Origin of the sequence: Halalkalibacter kiskunsagensis, from assembly GCF_037027555.1 — a bacterium.
Lineage (GTDB): Bacteria > Bacillota > Bacilli > Bacillales > Bacillaceae_D > Halalkalibacter > Halalkalibacter kiskunsagensis.
On sequence record NZ_JAXBLX010000015.1, the window covers coordinates 56086 to 70468 of the forward strand.

Annotated in this window: 20 protein-coding genes; 14 read left to right on the plus strand and 6 right to left on the minus strand. The window is 36.4% G+C overall.

Going from position 1 to position 14383, the window contains the following annotated elements; translation table 11 throughout:
- The first annotated feature begins 86 nt into the window (after positions 1-86).
- From SLH51_RS10600 to SLH51_RS10610, 3 genes are all read left to right on the plus strand, one after another.
- Entirely contained in the window at positions 87-881 is a 795-nt protein-coding gene (locus tag SLH51_RS10600) for a segregation/condensation protein A (RefSeq protein WP_335961236.1), read from the plus strand.
- Entirely contained in the window at positions 850-1431 is a 582-nt protein-coding gene (gene scpB / locus SLH51_RS10605) for an SMC-Scp complex subunit ScpB (protein WP_335961237.1), read from the plus strand. The genes SLH51_RS10600 and scpB overlap by 32 nt, the downstream gene beginning before the upstream one ends.
- 158 nt (positions 1432-1589) lie before the next feature.
- Complete coding sequence (locus SLH51_RS10610) at positions 1590-2501, plus strand: superoxide dismutase (RefSeq protein WP_335961238.1); 912 nt, start codon at positions 1590-1592, stop codon at positions 2499-2501.
- Positions 2502-2546: 45 nt separating this feature from the next.
- Here SLH51_RS10610 and SLH51_RS10615 read toward each other — a convergent pair whose 3' ends face one another.
- The 3 genes from SLH51_RS10615 to SLH51_RS10625 form a co-directional block, all read right to left on the minus strand.
- The gene (locus tag SLH51_RS10615) at positions 2547-4127 is read right to left on the minus strand and encodes an alkaline phosphatase family protein (RefSeq protein ID WP_335961239.1); all 1581 of its coding nucleotides are present in this window, start codon (positions 4125-4127) and stop codon (positions 2547-2549) included.
- A 158-nt stretch (positions 4128-4285) separates the two neighbouring features.
- Complete coding sequence (locus SLH51_RS10620; RefSeq protein WP_335961240.1) at positions 4286-4966, minus strand: DUF421 domain-containing protein; 681 nt, start codon at positions 4964-4966, stop codon at positions 4286-4288.
- A 212-nt stretch (positions 4967-5178) separates the two neighbouring features.
- On the minus strand, positions 5179-5562 hold the full coding sequence (locus tag SLH51_RS10625; RefSeq protein ID WP_335961241.1) for a hypothetical protein: 384 nt from the start codon (positions 5560-5562) through the stop codon (positions 5179-5181).
- Between the two features lie 141 nt (positions 5563-5703).
- Here SLH51_RS10625 and SLH51_RS10630 point away from each other — a divergent pair, with 141 nt between their 5' ends.
- The 9 genes from SLH51_RS10630 (at position 5704) to SLH51_RS10670 (ending at position 11023) form a co-directional block, all read left to right on the plus strand.
- Positions 5704-5907, plus strand: coding sequence for a DUF1657 domain-containing protein (locus SLH51_RS10630; protein WP_332697373.1), 204 nt, complete (start codon positions 5704-5706; stop codon positions 5905-5907).
- A gap of 87 nt (positions 5908-5994) precedes the next feature.
- A complete protein-coding gene (locus tag SLH51_RS10635) occupies positions 5995-6426 on the plus strand; it encodes a hypothetical protein (RefSeq protein ID WP_335961242.1) in 432 nt (143 codons plus the stop codon).
- Positions 6427-6440: 14 nt separating this feature from the next.
- Positions 6441-6920 carry a stage V sporulation protein AC gene (gene spoVAC / locus SLH51_RS10640; RefSeq protein ID WP_335961243.1) on the plus strand — a complete coding sequence of 160 codons (480 nt, stop codon included), beginning with the start codon at positions 6441-6443 and terminating at the stop codon, positions 6918-6920.
- Position 6921: 1 nt separating this feature from the next.
- Entirely contained in the window at positions 6922-7938 is a 1017-nt protein-coding gene (spoVAD, locus tag SLH51_RS10645) for a stage V sporulation protein AD (RefSeq protein WP_335961244.1), read from the plus strand.
- Positions 7935-8285, plus strand: a complete 351-nt coding sequence (gene spoVAE, locus SLH51_RS10650) for a stage V sporulation protein AE (protein WP_335961245.1) — start codon at positions 7935-7937, stop codon at positions 8283-8285. The genes spoVAD and spoVAE overlap by 4 nt, the downstream gene beginning before the upstream one ends.
- Positions 8286-8298: 13 nt before the next feature.
- The gene (locus tag SLH51_RS10655) at positions 8299-8505 is read left to right on the plus strand and encodes a DUF1657 domain-containing protein (protein ID WP_335961246.1); all 207 of its coding nucleotides are present in this window, start codon (positions 8299-8301) and stop codon (positions 8503-8505) included.
- Between the two features lie 12 nt (positions 8506-8517).
- The gene (locus SLH51_RS10660; RefSeq protein WP_335961247.1) at positions 8518-9378 is read left to right on the plus strand and encodes a DUF421 domain-containing protein; all 861 of its coding nucleotides are present in this window, start codon (positions 8518-8520) and stop codon (positions 9376-9378) included.
- Between the two features lie 178 nt (positions 9379-9556).
- Positions 9557-10036, plus strand: a complete 480-nt coding sequence (locus tag SLH51_RS10665) for a DUF421 domain-containing protein (RefSeq protein WP_335961248.1) — start codon at positions 9557-9559, stop codon at positions 10034-10036.
- 186 nt (positions 10037-10222) lie between these two features.
- The gene (locus tag SLH51_RS10670; protein ID WP_335961249.1) at positions 10223-11023 is read left to right on the plus strand and encodes a potassium channel family protein; all 801 of its coding nucleotides are present in this window, start codon (positions 10223-10225) and stop codon (positions 11021-11023) included.
- 71 nt (positions 11024-11094) lie between these two features.
- Here the strand turns inward: SLH51_RS10670 and SLH51_RS10675 are convergent, their stop codons facing one another.
- Positions 11095-11730: a hypothetical protein gene (locus SLH51_RS10675; protein ID WP_335961250.1), complete on the minus strand. Its 636-nt coding sequence runs from the start codon at positions 11728-11730 to the stop codon at positions 11095-11097.
- 200 nt (positions 11731-11930) lie between these two features.
- Between SLH51_RS10675 and SLH51_RS10680 the strand changes: the two genes are divergently transcribed.
- Positions 11931-12146 carry a DUF1657 domain-containing protein gene (locus SLH51_RS10680; protein ID WP_335961251.1) on the plus strand — a complete coding sequence of 72 codons (216 nt, stop codon included), beginning with the start codon at positions 11931-11933 and terminating at the stop codon, positions 12144-12146.
- Between the two features lie 51 nt (positions 12147-12197).
- On the opposite strand, the gene SLH51_RS10685 is transcribed toward SLH51_RS10680, so the two are convergent.
- On the minus strand, positions 12198-12560 hold the full coding sequence (locus SLH51_RS10685; RefSeq protein WP_335961252.1) for a DUF4363 family protein: 363 nt from the start codon (positions 12558-12560) through the stop codon (positions 12198-12200).
- 95 nt (positions 12561-12655) lie between these two features.
- On the opposite strand from SLH51_RS10685, the gene SLH51_RS10690 reads away from it, so the two are divergent.
- Positions 12656-13519: a DUF421 domain-containing protein gene (locus SLH51_RS10690; protein WP_335961253.1), complete on the plus strand. Its 864-nt coding sequence runs from the start codon at positions 12656-12658 to the stop codon at positions 13517-13519.
- A 94-nt stretch (positions 13520-13613) separates the two neighbouring features.
- Here SLH51_RS10690 and SLH51_RS10695 read toward each other — a convergent pair whose 3' ends face one another.
- On the minus strand, positions 13614-14333 hold the full coding sequence (locus SLH51_RS10695; RefSeq protein ID WP_335961254.1) for a DUF421 domain-containing protein: 720 nt from the start codon (positions 14331-14333) through the stop codon (positions 13614-13616).
- Positions 14334-14383 lie beyond the last annotated feature (50 nt).

Genomic DNA, 14383 nt, shown 5'->3' on the forward strand with positions numbered 1-14383 from the left:
GAATGAGAACGAAGACATGTTCCCCACGTGATTAAATTATGGTATAATCGCATCTAGCATTAATTAAATAAGCTAGTGGTGGTTGAATGAATCAATATAGTGTGAAGCTCGATACGTTTGAGGGACCTCTTGATCTTCTTTTGCATCTTATTAATCAAGCAGAAGTCGATATTTATGATATCCCAGTCTCTGTCATTACTGATCAGTACTTGGCCTACATTCGTACGATGCAAGATCTAGAACTGGATATTGCAAGTGAGTATCTTGTTATGGCTGCTACATTGCTTGCGATAAAAAGCAAGATGCTGCTCCCTAAACAAGAGGAGGAGCTTTTTGATGATGAGTGGCAAATGGAAGATGAAGAGGATCCTCGTGAAGAATTAATGTTTCGATTAATTGAATACAAAAAATATAAAGAAGCCGCAACCGAGTTAAAAGAAAAAGAACAAAAACGAAGTCTAGTACATACACGCCCACCTGAAGATTTGGATCCATATATTTCTGAGGAAGAGCGACGGGACATTGCGATTTCTGGTGTTTCCCTATTTGATATGTTAAGTGCTTATCAAAAACTGATGAAACGCAAGGAATTAAAAGCTCCAAGAATGACGACAGTAAAAAGTCAAGAATATTCGATTGAAGATAGAATGCAAGAGATTGTAAAAGATTTAGAGAAAAGATTTCAAGGCTCTTGTACATTCACAGACTTATTCCCTGTACCAGAACGAGGACATGTTGTTGTAAGCTTTCTAGCTATTTTAGAATTAATGAAGACAAAGACGATTCGTTGCGAACAAACAAACAATTTTTCAGACATCATGATTTACAGTATAGAGGAGGGAGTCCGCAATGACAATCCAAGAGCTTCAAGCAACAATTGAGGGATTGTTGTTTGTTGTTGGAGATGAAGGGATGACAGTCGCTGATATTTCGACGGTGATAGAAATGGAGGAAGAGACGGTCCAAGAAGCGTTGCATTCACTTCGTATGTTATACAACGATCAAAAACGAGGTTTGCAAATTGTAGAAATGGCCGGGGCTTACAGGTTAACGACAAGACCAGAACACGCCCCGTATTTTAAGAAACTAGCGTCATCCCCACTTCATTCAAGCTTATCTCAAGCTGCACTTGAGACGTTAGCTATTGTTGCGTATCGTCAACCAATCACACGAATGGAGATTGATGATATTCGAGGGGTGAAATCTGATCGTGCGATTCATACTCTTTCATCGAAATTGCTAATCAAAGAAGTAGGACGAGCCAAAGGGCCAGGTAGACCAATTCTATATGGAACGACGACTTTCTTTTTAGATCATTTTGGTCTAAATAGTTTAGACGAACTTCCTCCTTTGCCAGAAAACATTGATGAAAGTTCGCTTGAAGATGAGGCTGATCTATTTTTTAAGAAGTTTGAAGAAACAATGGAATAAGTTAGGGGCTGTCCTACAAGTGAGGTAGAGGTTATCTAAAAAGGTCAAAAAGCGACCTTTTTAGATAACCTCTTTTTTTATTGGAACAAACACCTAATTACCGTCATGAAACATAGAATAAAACGTTACTGCGATGTTAGTTTTGAGGAGGAATGGATGTGAACAAACATGAAGAAGCTATTTATGCTTGGGCAAAAGAGGTCAAAAATGTTTGGAATCAGTGTGGGGCTCAGGTTGAAGCACGAACTGACTATCATACGATTAAGCCATTTGTTACGTCATTAGTTACGTTACTTAATGTATTTGAAAATCCAGGGATGGAGCAAAGAGGAAAGGGGCAAGAGAGGGCTAAGCAAGTAGATGATCTTGCTTTAGATGTGTACAAAAAGTGGTTAGAGTTAGAACCGAGACGCTCTGAAGCGATCCAAACAGAAATTGATCCTGTTCCGATAGGGGGACATAAATTACCTCCACTGCCCTATGCATATAATGCGCTAGAACCTTATATTGCAGAAGAAATCATGCGTCTCCATCATGAGAAGCATCATCAAAGTTATGTCGACGGATTAAACAAAGCAGAAAAAGAAATGGAGAAAGCTAGAAGGAAAAATGAGTATGATTTAATCAGACATTGGGAAAGAGAAGCTGCTTTTCATGGCGCAGGGCATTACCTGCATACAATTTTCTGGAATATAATGAGTCCAAGAGGTGGAGGAGAACCTAGTGGGGAGTTAGCAAACCAAATAAGAAAAGATTTTGGCAGCTTTAGAAAAATGAAAGAACATTTTTCTAAAGCTGCAGAAGAAGTCGAGGGCGTTGGTTGGGCAATTCTTGTTTGGTCACCTCGTGCTCACAGGCTTGAGATTCTTCAGGCAGAGAAGCATCAAAATTTGAGTCAACAGGATGTCATCCCCTTACTCGTTCTAGATGTGTGGGAACATGCCTATTATTTACAATATAAAAATGAACGCAAACCCTATATTACTAATTGGTGGAATATAGTCAATTGGCCTGAAGTAGATAAAAGATATCTCAAAGCTCGTCAATTGCGATGGAAGACATATAAGTGATAAAATGTACTTTTTTTGAAGAGGATGGAGAGAATCCATCCTCTTCTATGATTCATCATCAAACAAGCTTAAGAAATACTCCTTTAGCGATTCCATTCGTCTGTCGTGTAATTCTTTATCTGTACCTGCAATAACAATGGACGTACGTGTATCGTTTTTGTGAAGACCACCGTGTTCACCACCTTTGTTATGAACAGGAGCTCCTTCTGATTTTAGTGTATATCCTGGTTTGGCAGTTACAATCATCGTTTCACTATGACTTAGAAGCGCTCCGTATAATTGATGAAATACATCAGGGTAATTACCATATTCTAGCTTCATTTCACTTTGATTCAGATGAATGTCCACAATCGATTTATTTCCGTTGATGGTCCACGTTTGTCCATATTGGTCTTGCCAATCACCACCTTCTTTTATACGTAAGACACCCTCCTTACCACTTTGGTAAATGACTAACTCTTCCCCCTCTAACCATGAAAGATGATCAATTCGGTAGTCTTGATGCAATTTGCTAGCTAAATCAAAGTAGCTGATGTTTGATGTAGGATAAAGATAAGCCATTCGATGGTTGTTTGAAATGACTACATCTCCACTGCTTGGCTCATCAAGAAGTGGCGCAACTGTATAGGGATCAAGTAAAGGTTCGAGTTCAATTGCAACCTCTTCCTTTTTGTCTTTCAATTGATCTTGACCATGATCTCCCATAATAATAAAAACATTTTCTTCAAGTGCTTTGTCCCAACTCTCATATGCATTTAAGATATCTTGCAAATACCCATCTGCTCTTGCGAAATGTTCAGGGCTGACAGGTCCATGTTTGTGGGCATCTTTATCGTAATTTGGAAAGAAAATCATAGTTAAATCTGGTTGCTGATTTTCTTTGATTAGCTTAGCGGTAACTTGTGCTGAATAAGAATCATTTAATCCAAATCGCTGGTATAAAGCGTCATCTACCTTTTGATTTTGACTAACCTTTGGCTTGGTTGCTTGTCCAAAGGCTAATAAGTCTGGTCCTTTTGTCTGCAGTTTTTCTGGTAGACGGAAAAGTGTTTTTACGTATGTTGGAACAGTTAGATCATGTGATTTATGCCCACGATAAACAAGGAAATTAATCGATCCAGTTGAATACCCCTTGTCGTGGAGTGCTTCATATACCGTTTCAACATTAGGTGACAAATGATTTGTATTTAAATGTACAAGCGTGTTTACTAGTGTATCATTCACCCCTAATTTCCAATATTTAGAGAGTGTAGAGCCGTAATCCACGATCACATCATCATTTGGATCATACCAAACAAGTCCAGGAACTTTATGTTCTTTAGGTGAAGTCCCAGTTATTAATGTACTTTCAATGGCAACAGACATGGATGGAAAAGGTGCAATTAAATCATGATGAACAAATCCATTTTCGATTAAATATGAGATGGCTGGTAATGAACTTCGTTTAAGCCCATCTTTAATTACTAGCTCTGTCATAGAGTCAATCAATACAACTATTACATCCTTATGGTCACCAACAGCACCAGTTTCAGCTGATTGAGGCAACATAGCTCCTTCGGGTTGATTTTCTTCACATCCAACTAATAGGAAGCAAATTAGCATAAAGAAAAGGTACGTTCTTATCATTTATCATCATCCTATCTAGTACGTGTTCATTATGTGTATACAAGGTTTCATGCTACACGTTTAACCTAAGTAATAGCAGGCAAGTGAGGGCACTTTCTTATACTAACGGATAGAATATTTTTATTACTGTAAGGTAATAAAGAAGGCTTTAATTAACCTTAATACGGTTGAATTTCAAACCCTTCACCTTCTTGCCATTCGGCAAAAAAGACATCCGAAGGACCAGGAATTCCAAGACGAAATAACTCATCAATTAACCATGATTTATCTTTGTTTAATTTGCTTAACCCTTCTTCGATAATTTCACCATCTTGAATGAGCAAAACAGGTAAATAAACAGGCTGTGGGGGTATATGCAAATCACGATTTGTCGGGTAGTCAATCGGTTGCTTACGCATGACATTGACTGCACCGTTTGTTTCAAGAATGCCGTACTCGACTTCGCGAACAGAAAATACTCCTTTATCACGTAAGAGGTGGAGAAGTTGATCTAAGTCAAGTTTATTTTTTTTGAGTTCATCATATTGAATTTGACCTTTTGAAATAATGAGTGATGGAGTGCCTTCTAACCACGGTCTAGATTCGCGTATTTTTTGTGTGATCATTTCTATCGTGTAAATTAACAGTCCCCAAACGACAACAGCATAGAGTACATAGTGAAGTCCAATATCTTTATCGTAAATGGCATTACCGACAAGTTCTCCTAAGACAAGTGCGGAAATAAAGTCAAAGGGTGTAAGTTGGGTAATTTGGTTTTTACCCAAAACTTTTGTCATCACTAGTAAAGCAAAGAAGCCAACAAAGAGTTCTAAAGTTAAGGAAAGAAAATTCGTATTCACACTACTACCCCTTTGTTCGTAATCACATTATTCATTAGTTTGAACGAATAAAGGGGGGTTTATGAGAGGAATTTAATTGTGTGAGCCATTTATCAAATTGTTTTACGTGGAGAATGGAAGAGTGATGGAGTTGGCCGAGTTCCGAATTGAGATTTTTTGGATGACCACGAATGATGGACTTAATTCGCCCTTTTTTATTCAGCCAATGTGACTCAATATATTCTATAGGCTGACCAATACTGTTCGATGATGACAACTTGTTTAGGCGAAAATATTTTTGACAATTCAACTTCTGACAAATGATGCGTATTTTGAGTTTCTTCAATTACTTTTGAATGAATCGCAAATTGTTGCATGGATACAGCTTCCCGGAGTTGAAAAGTCAGAAGGAGTAAATGTGCTTTCTTTTCTTCAAGTAGTTTTGTTTGAATATGTTCATTAAAAGATGTTGATGTTGTGGTTAATTCATTAAGTCCTTCTTTTATAATATGGATCTCTTTTTGAATGAATCGTTGCTTTAATAACAGAGCAGCTAGCAAAAGATTTGTTATAAGCAGTGACGAAATGATAAGTAAATTGACATTCGATACCTCCAATTTTATGCTACAAACAGTGTAGCATAAACAAAGTATTTTATTTACAAAATTTATATCTAATAGTTCTCTTTAAAAAACGCCATCCTATAAACGAAGGGCATTTTACAAAAAGCACTTTATAATACTGAGGGGGACTTAACAATGACAGTAGCAGCAAAATTTAAACAAACATTAGCTGGATTAAAAAGTGCACAAGCGAGTTTAGAGACGTTTGCACTTGAAACTGAAAACCAACAAGCGAAACAGCTTTTCCAACAGATGGCACAACAAACACAAGGGGTTGTTGATGGTTTAGAACCACGTTTACAGCAAATTGAAGAAGAAGAGCCTCAATATAAGCAGTAAACAATACTAGAAAAGGGTGACTCAGAACTAGTCTGACCTAATTTATGGGTCACCCTTTGTACATAAATGACAAAAGGGGAGACTAGGATGAAAGGATTAATAAATGGAATTCTTGTACTTTGCTTCTTAAGCGGATGTCAAATGTTGGGGTCGGAACAAGATATTAGGCCATTGCAACTTTCTCAAAATGCAGTTATTGATCAGGAATATGCTGACGAAGCAAAGGAAATTGTCTTATCAATGGAAGAAGTAGTTGAAATAAAAGGGGTATCAAATAAGGCCGATATTTACTTAGCGCCTAGAGTAAAACACTTTGATCGTTTTAGGCTAAAAGAAATACGAAAGTATGGGTATGATTCAGTCAAAAAACGATATCCAGATGCAACGGTTCACGTTTCGACTGACCAAAAAATATTTATGAAACTTGAGAAGCTAGAACAAGAATTAAAAGATAGAACGATAAGTGAAAAACGTTTGGAAAAAGAATTGAAAAAGCTTGATGAGATGATGAAAGGGTAAAGGGGTGAGGGCTGATGTCATCGAGTAAAAAGAAAAATGTAACTCCTGCGCAAGAAAAGTATCAGAAATTAGCGAGTAAACATGAACAAAAACGTCCGGTCGTAAAAAATTGTATTCGCGCATTTCTAGTTGGTGGATTCGTTTGTCTTTTAGGACAAGGAATTCATGTTTTTTATTATACGTTTTTTGATTTTACACAACGCACGGCAAGTGATCCAACGGTTGCTACATTAATCTTTATATCCGTTCTTTTGACAGGATTTGGAGTATACGATCGCTTTGCGCAATTTGCGGGAGCGGGAACGGCTGTACCTGTAACAGGTTTTGCTAATTCGGTCGCCTCAGCAGCTATCGAACACCGTACAGAAGGATATGTATTAGGTGTTGGAGGGAATATGTTTAAATTGGCCGGGTCTGTTATCGTCTTTGGTACGGTTGCAGCTTTTGTTATTGCGATTATAAAGACGATGCTTATTCAATGGGGAGGGTTGTAAGATGTTACAAGGCCATCAAACATGGAAATTTGAAAATCATCCCGTCATACTTTCAACAGGGACGGTAGGCGGACCATTTGAAGCAAATGGCGAATTAGCTGATGATTTTGATTTGTTGCATGAAGATCTATGGATTGGTCAAGAGTCTTATGAAAAAGCCCAAAAGGTATTATTAGAAGAGTCGATTACACGTGCCATTGAAAAAGCTGAATTACGTAATGAAGATATTCAATTCATGTTTACTGGGGATTTAATCAATCAATTGACACCATCGAGTTTTGCTGGAAGGACATTAGCAATTCCATATTTAGGTTTATTTGGAGCTTGTTCCACATCAATGGAAGGACTGGCACTAGCAGCCTTTATCGTTAATGCAAAAGGTGCCGAACGGATTGTCACAGCAGCGTCAAGTCATAATGCAGCTACTGAAAAACAGTTTCGTTATCCAACGGAATATGGTGGGCAAAAACCACCAACAGCCCAATGGACTGTCACGGCTTCTGGTGCAGCGGTAGTAGCCAATAAAGGTAATGGTCCGGTTGTAACATCTGCAACGATAGGAAAAGTTATTGATATGGGTTTATCGGACCCATTTAACATGGGTGGAGCTATGGCACCAGCGGCTGCAGATACAATTGTGTCTCATTTTAGGGACTTGGATCTTCCTCCAGATTATTATGATTTAGTTGCTAGTGGAGATTTAGGTGAAATCGGGCTACCGATAGCTAAGGAATTACTTGAACAGAAAGGTTTATACTTACCTGAAGGTTCCTTCCAAGACTGTGGATTAATGATTTATCGCGAAGGGCAACCTGTCCTAGCTGGTGCTAGTGGACCTGGTTGTTCAGCTTCTGTTACATATGGTCATTTGCTCAATCGTATGAAACGAGGAGAGCTAAAAAGGATATTGATCGTTGCAACAGGAGCATTATTATCACCTTTATCGTTTCAACAACAAGAGACGATCCCTTGTATTGCTCATGCTGTGTCTATTGAGCTAGGAGGTGGTCTGGCATGATCTTTCTATCGGCATTTGTTGTCGGGGGCTTGATTTGTGTAATTGGACAAATCTTAATGGATGTGTTGAAACTAACGCCAGCTCATACGATGAGTGCACTTGTTGTATCTGGTGCTATTTTAGATGGATTAGGGTTATATGAGCCACTTATAGATTTTGCTGGTGCTGGTGCAACAGTACCGATTACAAGCTTTGGGAATTCACTTGTACATGGGGCAATGGCAGAAGCCGAAGTGAATGGGTTAGTAGGTGTTATTACAGGGATATTTGAGGTGACAAGTGCCGGCATTTCAGCAGCAATTATTTTTGGGTTTATTGCTTCACTTGTATTTAAACCAAAAGGCTAAAGGAGTATGGAATATGACAGTAGGAAGTCAAGTGCAAGGTTTGTTAGTATCGCTTCAATCGATTGAAGCGACATTAACGACACTTGCGTTAAAATCGAATGAGCAAAAAGCAAGAGAAGCGTTTCATCAAGGTGCATTAAAGACACGTACAGTTATACAAGAAATACAAAAACGTAAAGGGCAAATTGAGTCTGAAGAACCACAATATCAACAAACGTAAGGAGGTGTTTACATGCAAGGATGGATTGAGGTTGCGCTTCGGAGTTTCGTCGGGTTTGTTTTGTTATTGCTTATTGCAAGGTTATTAGTTAGGAAACCACTTGGTGAAACCTCACAATTAGAATTTGGACTTATCGCTTCAGTCGCAGTGATTTTAGCAATAGGATCAATCCAATTAACGATCCCAATCACATATTTATTAATTGCCTTACTTATTTGGGCGGGTGGAGCAATTAGCATTGCATTATTGAGTATGAAAAATGCATCGTTTCGTTCCATGATTTACGGAAAAGGAATCCCTATAATGAAAGATGGGAAAATATTAGAAGATAATATGAAAAAACAACACTTAAATTCAGACGAGTTGCTCCGTAAATTAAGAGGAAAACAAGTATTTCAAGTGGCTGATGTTGAATTTGCTGTATTAGAAGGAAACGGAGAATTGAATGTTTTAGTTAAAAAAGAACAACAACCAATTACAGCTAAAATGCTGCATCATCAAGTACCATCAATAAAAGAACCAGAAACAGTCATTATGGACGGGAAAGTGCTTAATGAACCATTAGCTACTCGAGGATTGAACCAAGAATGGCTAAAAACAGAACTTAAGAAAATGGATGCCATAGTGGAAAATGTATTCATGGCGCAAATTGATGAATATGGACAGCTTACGATTGATTTGTTTGATGATATCCTTCAAGTGTCACAACCGACAGAACTTCCTTTACTTGAAGCTAGTATGAAAAAGGTGCAAGCGGATATGGAGTTGTTTGCACTTGATACAGAAGATGTACAGGCTAAACAAACATATAAATGGTGTGCTGAACAAATGAAACTCGTTCATGAGATGGTTTCTCCATTTACGAAATCGTAATACTTTGTAGCATATATCCCTTCGTTTTGAGAATAGGTAAGAAGGGTCTTTGAATTGAGAAATGTTTGAAATTGCTTCCAAACTGACAGCTTTTAATTTTTTACATTCTAAATGGTTATACTTTAAACATGATCATTCCTAGAGCAATCCATTGATGTAAACAAAGGAGGAATAAGTGTTGGAATATGTAATATCGTTTGCCAAAGCACTAGGGATGTTTATCGTAGGGCTTACTGCCTTTAGATTGATGGGGAGTCAAGCTGTTGGCAGGTTGACCGATTTTGATCTAGTTATAGCAATTGCTATTGGTGCGTTAATTGCTAAACCGTTGTCAGACCCTGAATTAAATCCATGGATTTCAGTAGTTGCTATTTTTGCATTGGTAATCGCGCAAATCATCATTAGTTGGCTGTCTCTTAAAAGTATAGCCTTTGAAAGAATTATTGCAGGTAAACCTATAAAGGTAGTTGATAATGGTTCGATCATAATGAGTGGATTACGCAAAGCAAGGCTCAGTAAAAATGAATTGAGTGAGGAATTGCGAGTGAAAGGTTTTCAGTCCCCTTCCGAACTACAGCAGGTAATCTTAGAACCCAGTGGCAAGTTAAGTGTGTTCGAGAAATCAAAACAAGACCGTGCACCTAAAGACAATATATAACAATTTATGTATTATAATCCAACGAAACATGTAACTTATGATGGCTGTTAACTGAATAAATACAATTCAATCGAACTGAGTAAAATCACTTAATACCTATAATTTTTAATTAGGTTAAGTGCTTAGGCTTTATATCGTATATTTGCATTTGAGTGCTTGAAATAAAATAATCAAGGAGCAATCATAATGGTATTAAGTCTCATTAAAAAAGTCCTTCAAAAGTCCATTAGTATATCGCATTGGAAATTAATGATAATGGGCGTTCTTTTTATTATTATAAGCTCATTTATTATTTATTTATTAGAACCCAATGAATATAAAAATCCGCTGAATGGCTTTTGGTTTGTTATGACAACTATTTCACAAGTGGGTTTCGGTGATTATATACCTAAAACAACCATAGGTAGACTTTATACAGTAATATTATATCTTGTAGGTGTCGGTTTTTTTGCCATCATCGTTACAAAATGGGTCGACTTACTAAATAACTATGAAGAATTAAAGGAGGAGGAAATACTGGGATATACAGGGAAAAATCATTTAGTAATGATTAATTGGTCTCAAAAAGCTAAAATTACTATTGAAGAAATTTTAGAGCGCAATGAAAATGTTGATATCGTTTTACTTGATCAATTACATAATCCTCCAATGAAAAATAATCATTTTCATTATGTTCAAGGGAATGCCACAAAGACTGAAGCCCTTAAAAGAGCCAATGTTCTGGATGCCCAATCAATTTGTATTTTTGCTCCTGAATTTACAGTCGATGAGATGGCGGGAGATGGTAAAACCTTATTAATTGCTTCTACGATTAAACAATTGGCGGAGAAAGAGAAGGGTAATATTTATATCATTGTTGAAATATTAGATGAAGATCACATAAAAAATACAAATTTAGATTGTGTGGATGAATACATTTTATCAAATAAACCATTTTCTCATTTAATGGCAAAAACGGCTTTACATACGAACTTTGATTATACCTAGTCTCATAATAATAACACTAGAAAACAGTAGCAATGAAGTTTAGGCTGCTGTTTTCACTATTCAAGTAGCCTTTATGTTGTATTTTTGATATGGCTAAAATACAAAAGAAACGTATACGTAAGAAAAATATATAAATCAATAATATAGAAGATACTCCATAGATAACTAATGATATTGAAAGTCGGATTATTGAAAAAACCTTGGTGTGGATGTTGAAGCCAATCACTTAAAAAAAACAACCTATAATCGGTGAGACTGCCTGATGTGTTAAAATCGAGCGCAAACCAGACGAGATGAATGACAATCAAAGCAATTGTATGTAAAAAAAATAGCTGCTGTCGATATTTCGCATAGGAAAAAATGTCATCATTATGCAAGGGTGCGTCTTTGAGCTGTCGATATTTTTTCGTTTTTTGTTGTATATATGAATCCAAACGTTTAAAATCTGAACTTCCTAAAGTGGCAGCATAAATTATAAAAAGAATAATCACGACTTGAAAAACGGATACTCTGCCAGTGAAGTAATAGTTTATCCCGGCTAATAAAGCCTGGAAAATAGTGCATAAGATAATGACTAGTAAACACCATTGACTAAGATGATCTAACCTAAATCGGTAACGGCTAATTAAAAACAACAGTCCAAATAGCCAAGTTAATCCTTCTGAAAGAATAAATAAAACCCACCCATTCTCATATAAGAAAGACAATTTTTTCCTCCCCTGTTAAATTTAAGACCTGTCCTAATTTACTTACCTATATGATTAGAACTTTAATAATATGCTTATTTTCCAATCGTATACGCAAAAATAAGGTGCGCATAGGAGGAGAAAAGGGTAAATTCTATGATAAATAAAAATAACCAGCGGGGAAAAAATAGGAGTAATACTTGTCAAAGGAGGCGCAAAAAGTGACGGTTGGAACTCAAGTTAGGCAAGCTTTAGCAAATGCAAAAAGTGTACAAGCAAATTTTGAAACGTTTGCACTTCAAACTCAAGATGAGGTAGCTAAAGCAAAATATGACAAAGCGGTGGCACAGATTCAAGATGTAATTGAAGGTTTAGAACTGCGGATGGAACAAATCGAGCAGGAAGAACCAAGTTTCAAAATGGATTGCGATGTTTAAAACCTTCTGAACATGGGCTTTCTCAGACTTTTGAGTTAGTCCTTTTTGTTTTTACATATTATAGATGCTAGTCAGTCTATAATGGATTTGTCTTAACCTTAACAGGCATTCTACCTTATCCTCATCTTTCATGTTTTCTTTAAGCAATTCAACCTCTAATTCAATGTCTTTATAATCACTTAGTGCTGCTAATAGTTGTAACTTCCACTTTCTTTTCGCATATTCCTTTTCAAATACAGTGATGTTTGAGACTGCAACGTCCCATTCTTCTTGTTCTATCTGATGGTGCAGGTGCGAAATTGAATTTAATAATAATTCATCTTTTTCAGTTTTTACGATATTTCCGACATTACAGCCTGAAATCAAAATGATAATCATTAACAAACCCAAATTAATAGTTATTTTTCTGTCCACAGTAACACTCCCTAAATATCTTTTCATAGTATGCTTAGTTTTACTTTGCCCAATAATAAACAAGATAGTACGTTAATATATAGAGGTGGGATTCGATGACTGAATTAGGAACAGTTATGATTAGAGGTGTGGTTGGAATTCTTTTCATGCTCCTGTTAGCCCGTCTTATGGGCAAGAAACATATACAAAATATGACATTTTATGAATATATTGTAGGGATCTCAATCGGAAGTATATCGGCGGAATTAACATTCGGTACGGAGGTGAGAATGTCTAATTTTCTTCTTGGTATGCTTATTTGGGCTATCATACCGGTAATCATTTCAAAGATTGAATTAAAATCATTTCGCTTTCGCGTACTAACGGAAGGACATCCTACCATTTTAATCAAGAACGGAAAAATCCTTGAAAAAAATTTAAAAAAAGAAAATTTAACTGTAGATGAACTTATGATAAATCTAAGGCAAAAAGATGTCTTTAAACTTTCTGATGTTGAAACAGCCATTATGGAAAAGAGTGGACAAGTAAGTGTAATGAAAAAAAGTGAATTGCAGCCGTTAACTCCAAAAGACATAGGCGAAGTAGTTGAACAAGAACGCGAACCACGTTTAGTGATTATTGATGGCAATATCATGGAAAGAAGTTTGCATGAATATGGTTATACGAAAGAATGGTTGTTGGGTGAAATAACGAAGCAGGGAGCAAAGAATTTTTCTGATGTATTTGCTGCACAAATTGATTCGATGGGGAACGTTTATGTTGACTTATACAATGACACATTGAAAATGCCACAAATTAAGCAAAAGCTATTAGTAGCTGCTAATATTAAACAACTTCAAGCAAATTTAGTGAATTTCTCTTTGCAAACTGAAAATAAAAATGCAAAAGAAATGTACAATGGCTATGCCAAACAAATGGATAAATTGTTAGATGATATGAGCGGTTATTTAAAAGAGTAGTATACATAGATCTCGTAGATAAAAAAGCCCTAACAGATTGTAATTAGGGCTTTTTTATAGGTAAGTAGTGAAAAACTTTTTACAAAGTATAATTTTAATGTTGGATTCGTTGATATGTTTCATCTTTACGTGTATAAGCTAAATGAAGTTTACCTTCGTCGTTCATTGTACAAAGAAAAATACTGTCTAACCGAACGATCCCTTCGTTTTGCAACCTTGTGCGAAGGGTTTCTTTTGTAACATTAAGTTCTTTTAAGATTTCAGCTTGCATAACTCCTTCGATGATCACTGGGTAGGACATGCCACTACTTTTCTTTGTAATCCCCAAATCTTCAATACTAGGAGCTGAGTTAGCAGGTTTCTTTTGAATACTAAGGTCCCCATTTGCTTCAATTACTCCAATCTGTACTTCATTTATATCGAAGACATCTTTCTGACGAAGTAACTGAAATATATTATCAATTGTATACTGGATTGTTCCTAAATTATCAATTAATAATTGCCCATCTTTTATGACAACCGTTGGCTCAAACGTAATATACTTTCCAAATTTTCGTTTTTTCATTGCGATCTTTGCAACAGCTTTTTGAAAGAAACCAATTGCCACAATTGCGTAGGCTGTATGAATATGGCTAACAGAAGGATCGGCTAAATCAGCACCAGTAACACTAGCAAGAGTGACGAAGATCAAGAAATCAAAAATAGGAACTTGTCCAATCGATCTTTTTCCCATAAATAAAGTCATGGCAAGTAATAGGGGAAATATTGTTATAATGCGACCTGAAATATTAGCAAGTTCTAACAACAATGACATAGAAACCTTCCTCTCTGTGTACTTATCTGTTTCATTATTTCCTATTTAAT

What these genes read in the sequence shown, in the direction of transcription:
- SLH51_RS10600 (WP_335961236.1), top strand. Translation starts at nt 87, where the DNA reads ATGAATCAATATAGTGTGAAGCTCGATACGTTTGAGGGACCTCTTGAT.
- scpB (WP_335961237.1), top strand. Translation starts at nt 850, where the DNA reads ATGACAATCCAAGAGCTTCAAGCAACAATTGAGGGATTGTTGTTTGTT.
- SLH51_RS10615 (WP_335961239.1), bottom strand. Translation starts at nt 4,127, where the DNA reads ATGATAAGAACGTACCTTTTCTTTATGCTAATTTGCTTCCTATTAGTT.
- SLH51_RS10630 (WP_332697373.1), top strand. Translation starts at nt 5,704, where the DNA reads ATGACAGTAGCAGCAAAATTTAAACAAACATTAGCTGGATTAAAAAGT.
- SLH51_RS10635 (WP_335961242.1), top strand. Translation starts at nt 5,995, where the DNA reads ATGAAAGGATTAATAAATGGAATTCTTGTACTTTGCTTCTTAAGCGGA.
- spoVAC (WP_335961243.1), top strand. Translation starts at nt 6,441, where the DNA reads ATGTCATCGAGTAAAAAGAAAAATGTAACTCCTGCGCAAGAAAAGTAT.
- spoVAD (WP_335961244.1), top strand. Translation starts at nt 6,922, where the DNA reads ATGTTACAAGGCCATCAAACATGGAAATTTGAAAATCATCCCGTCATA.
- spoVAE (WP_335961245.1), top strand. Translation starts at nt 7,935, where the DNA reads ATGATCTTTCTATCGGCATTTGTTGTCGGGGGCTTGATTTGTGTAATT.
- SLH51_RS10655 (WP_335961246.1), top strand. Translation starts at nt 8,299, where the DNA reads ATGACAGTAGGAAGTCAAGTGCAAGGTTTGTTAGTATCGCTTCAATCG.
- SLH51_RS10660 (WP_335961247.1), top strand. Translation starts at nt 8,518, where the DNA reads ATGCAAGGATGGATTGAGGTTGCGCTTCGGAGTTTCGTCGGGTTTGTT.
- SLH51_RS10670 (WP_335961249.1), top strand. Translation starts at nt 10,223, where the DNA reads ATGGTATTAAGTCTCATTAAAAAAGTCCTTCAAAAGTCCATTAGTATA.
- SLH51_RS10690 (WP_335961253.1), top strand. Translation starts at nt 12,656, where the DNA reads ATGACTGAATTAGGAACAGTTATGATTAGAGGTGTGGTTGGAATTCTT.
- SLH51_RS10695 (WP_335961254.1), bottom strand. Translation starts at nt 14,333, where the DNA reads ATGTCATTGTTGTTAGAACTTGCTAATATTTCAGGTCGCATTATAACA.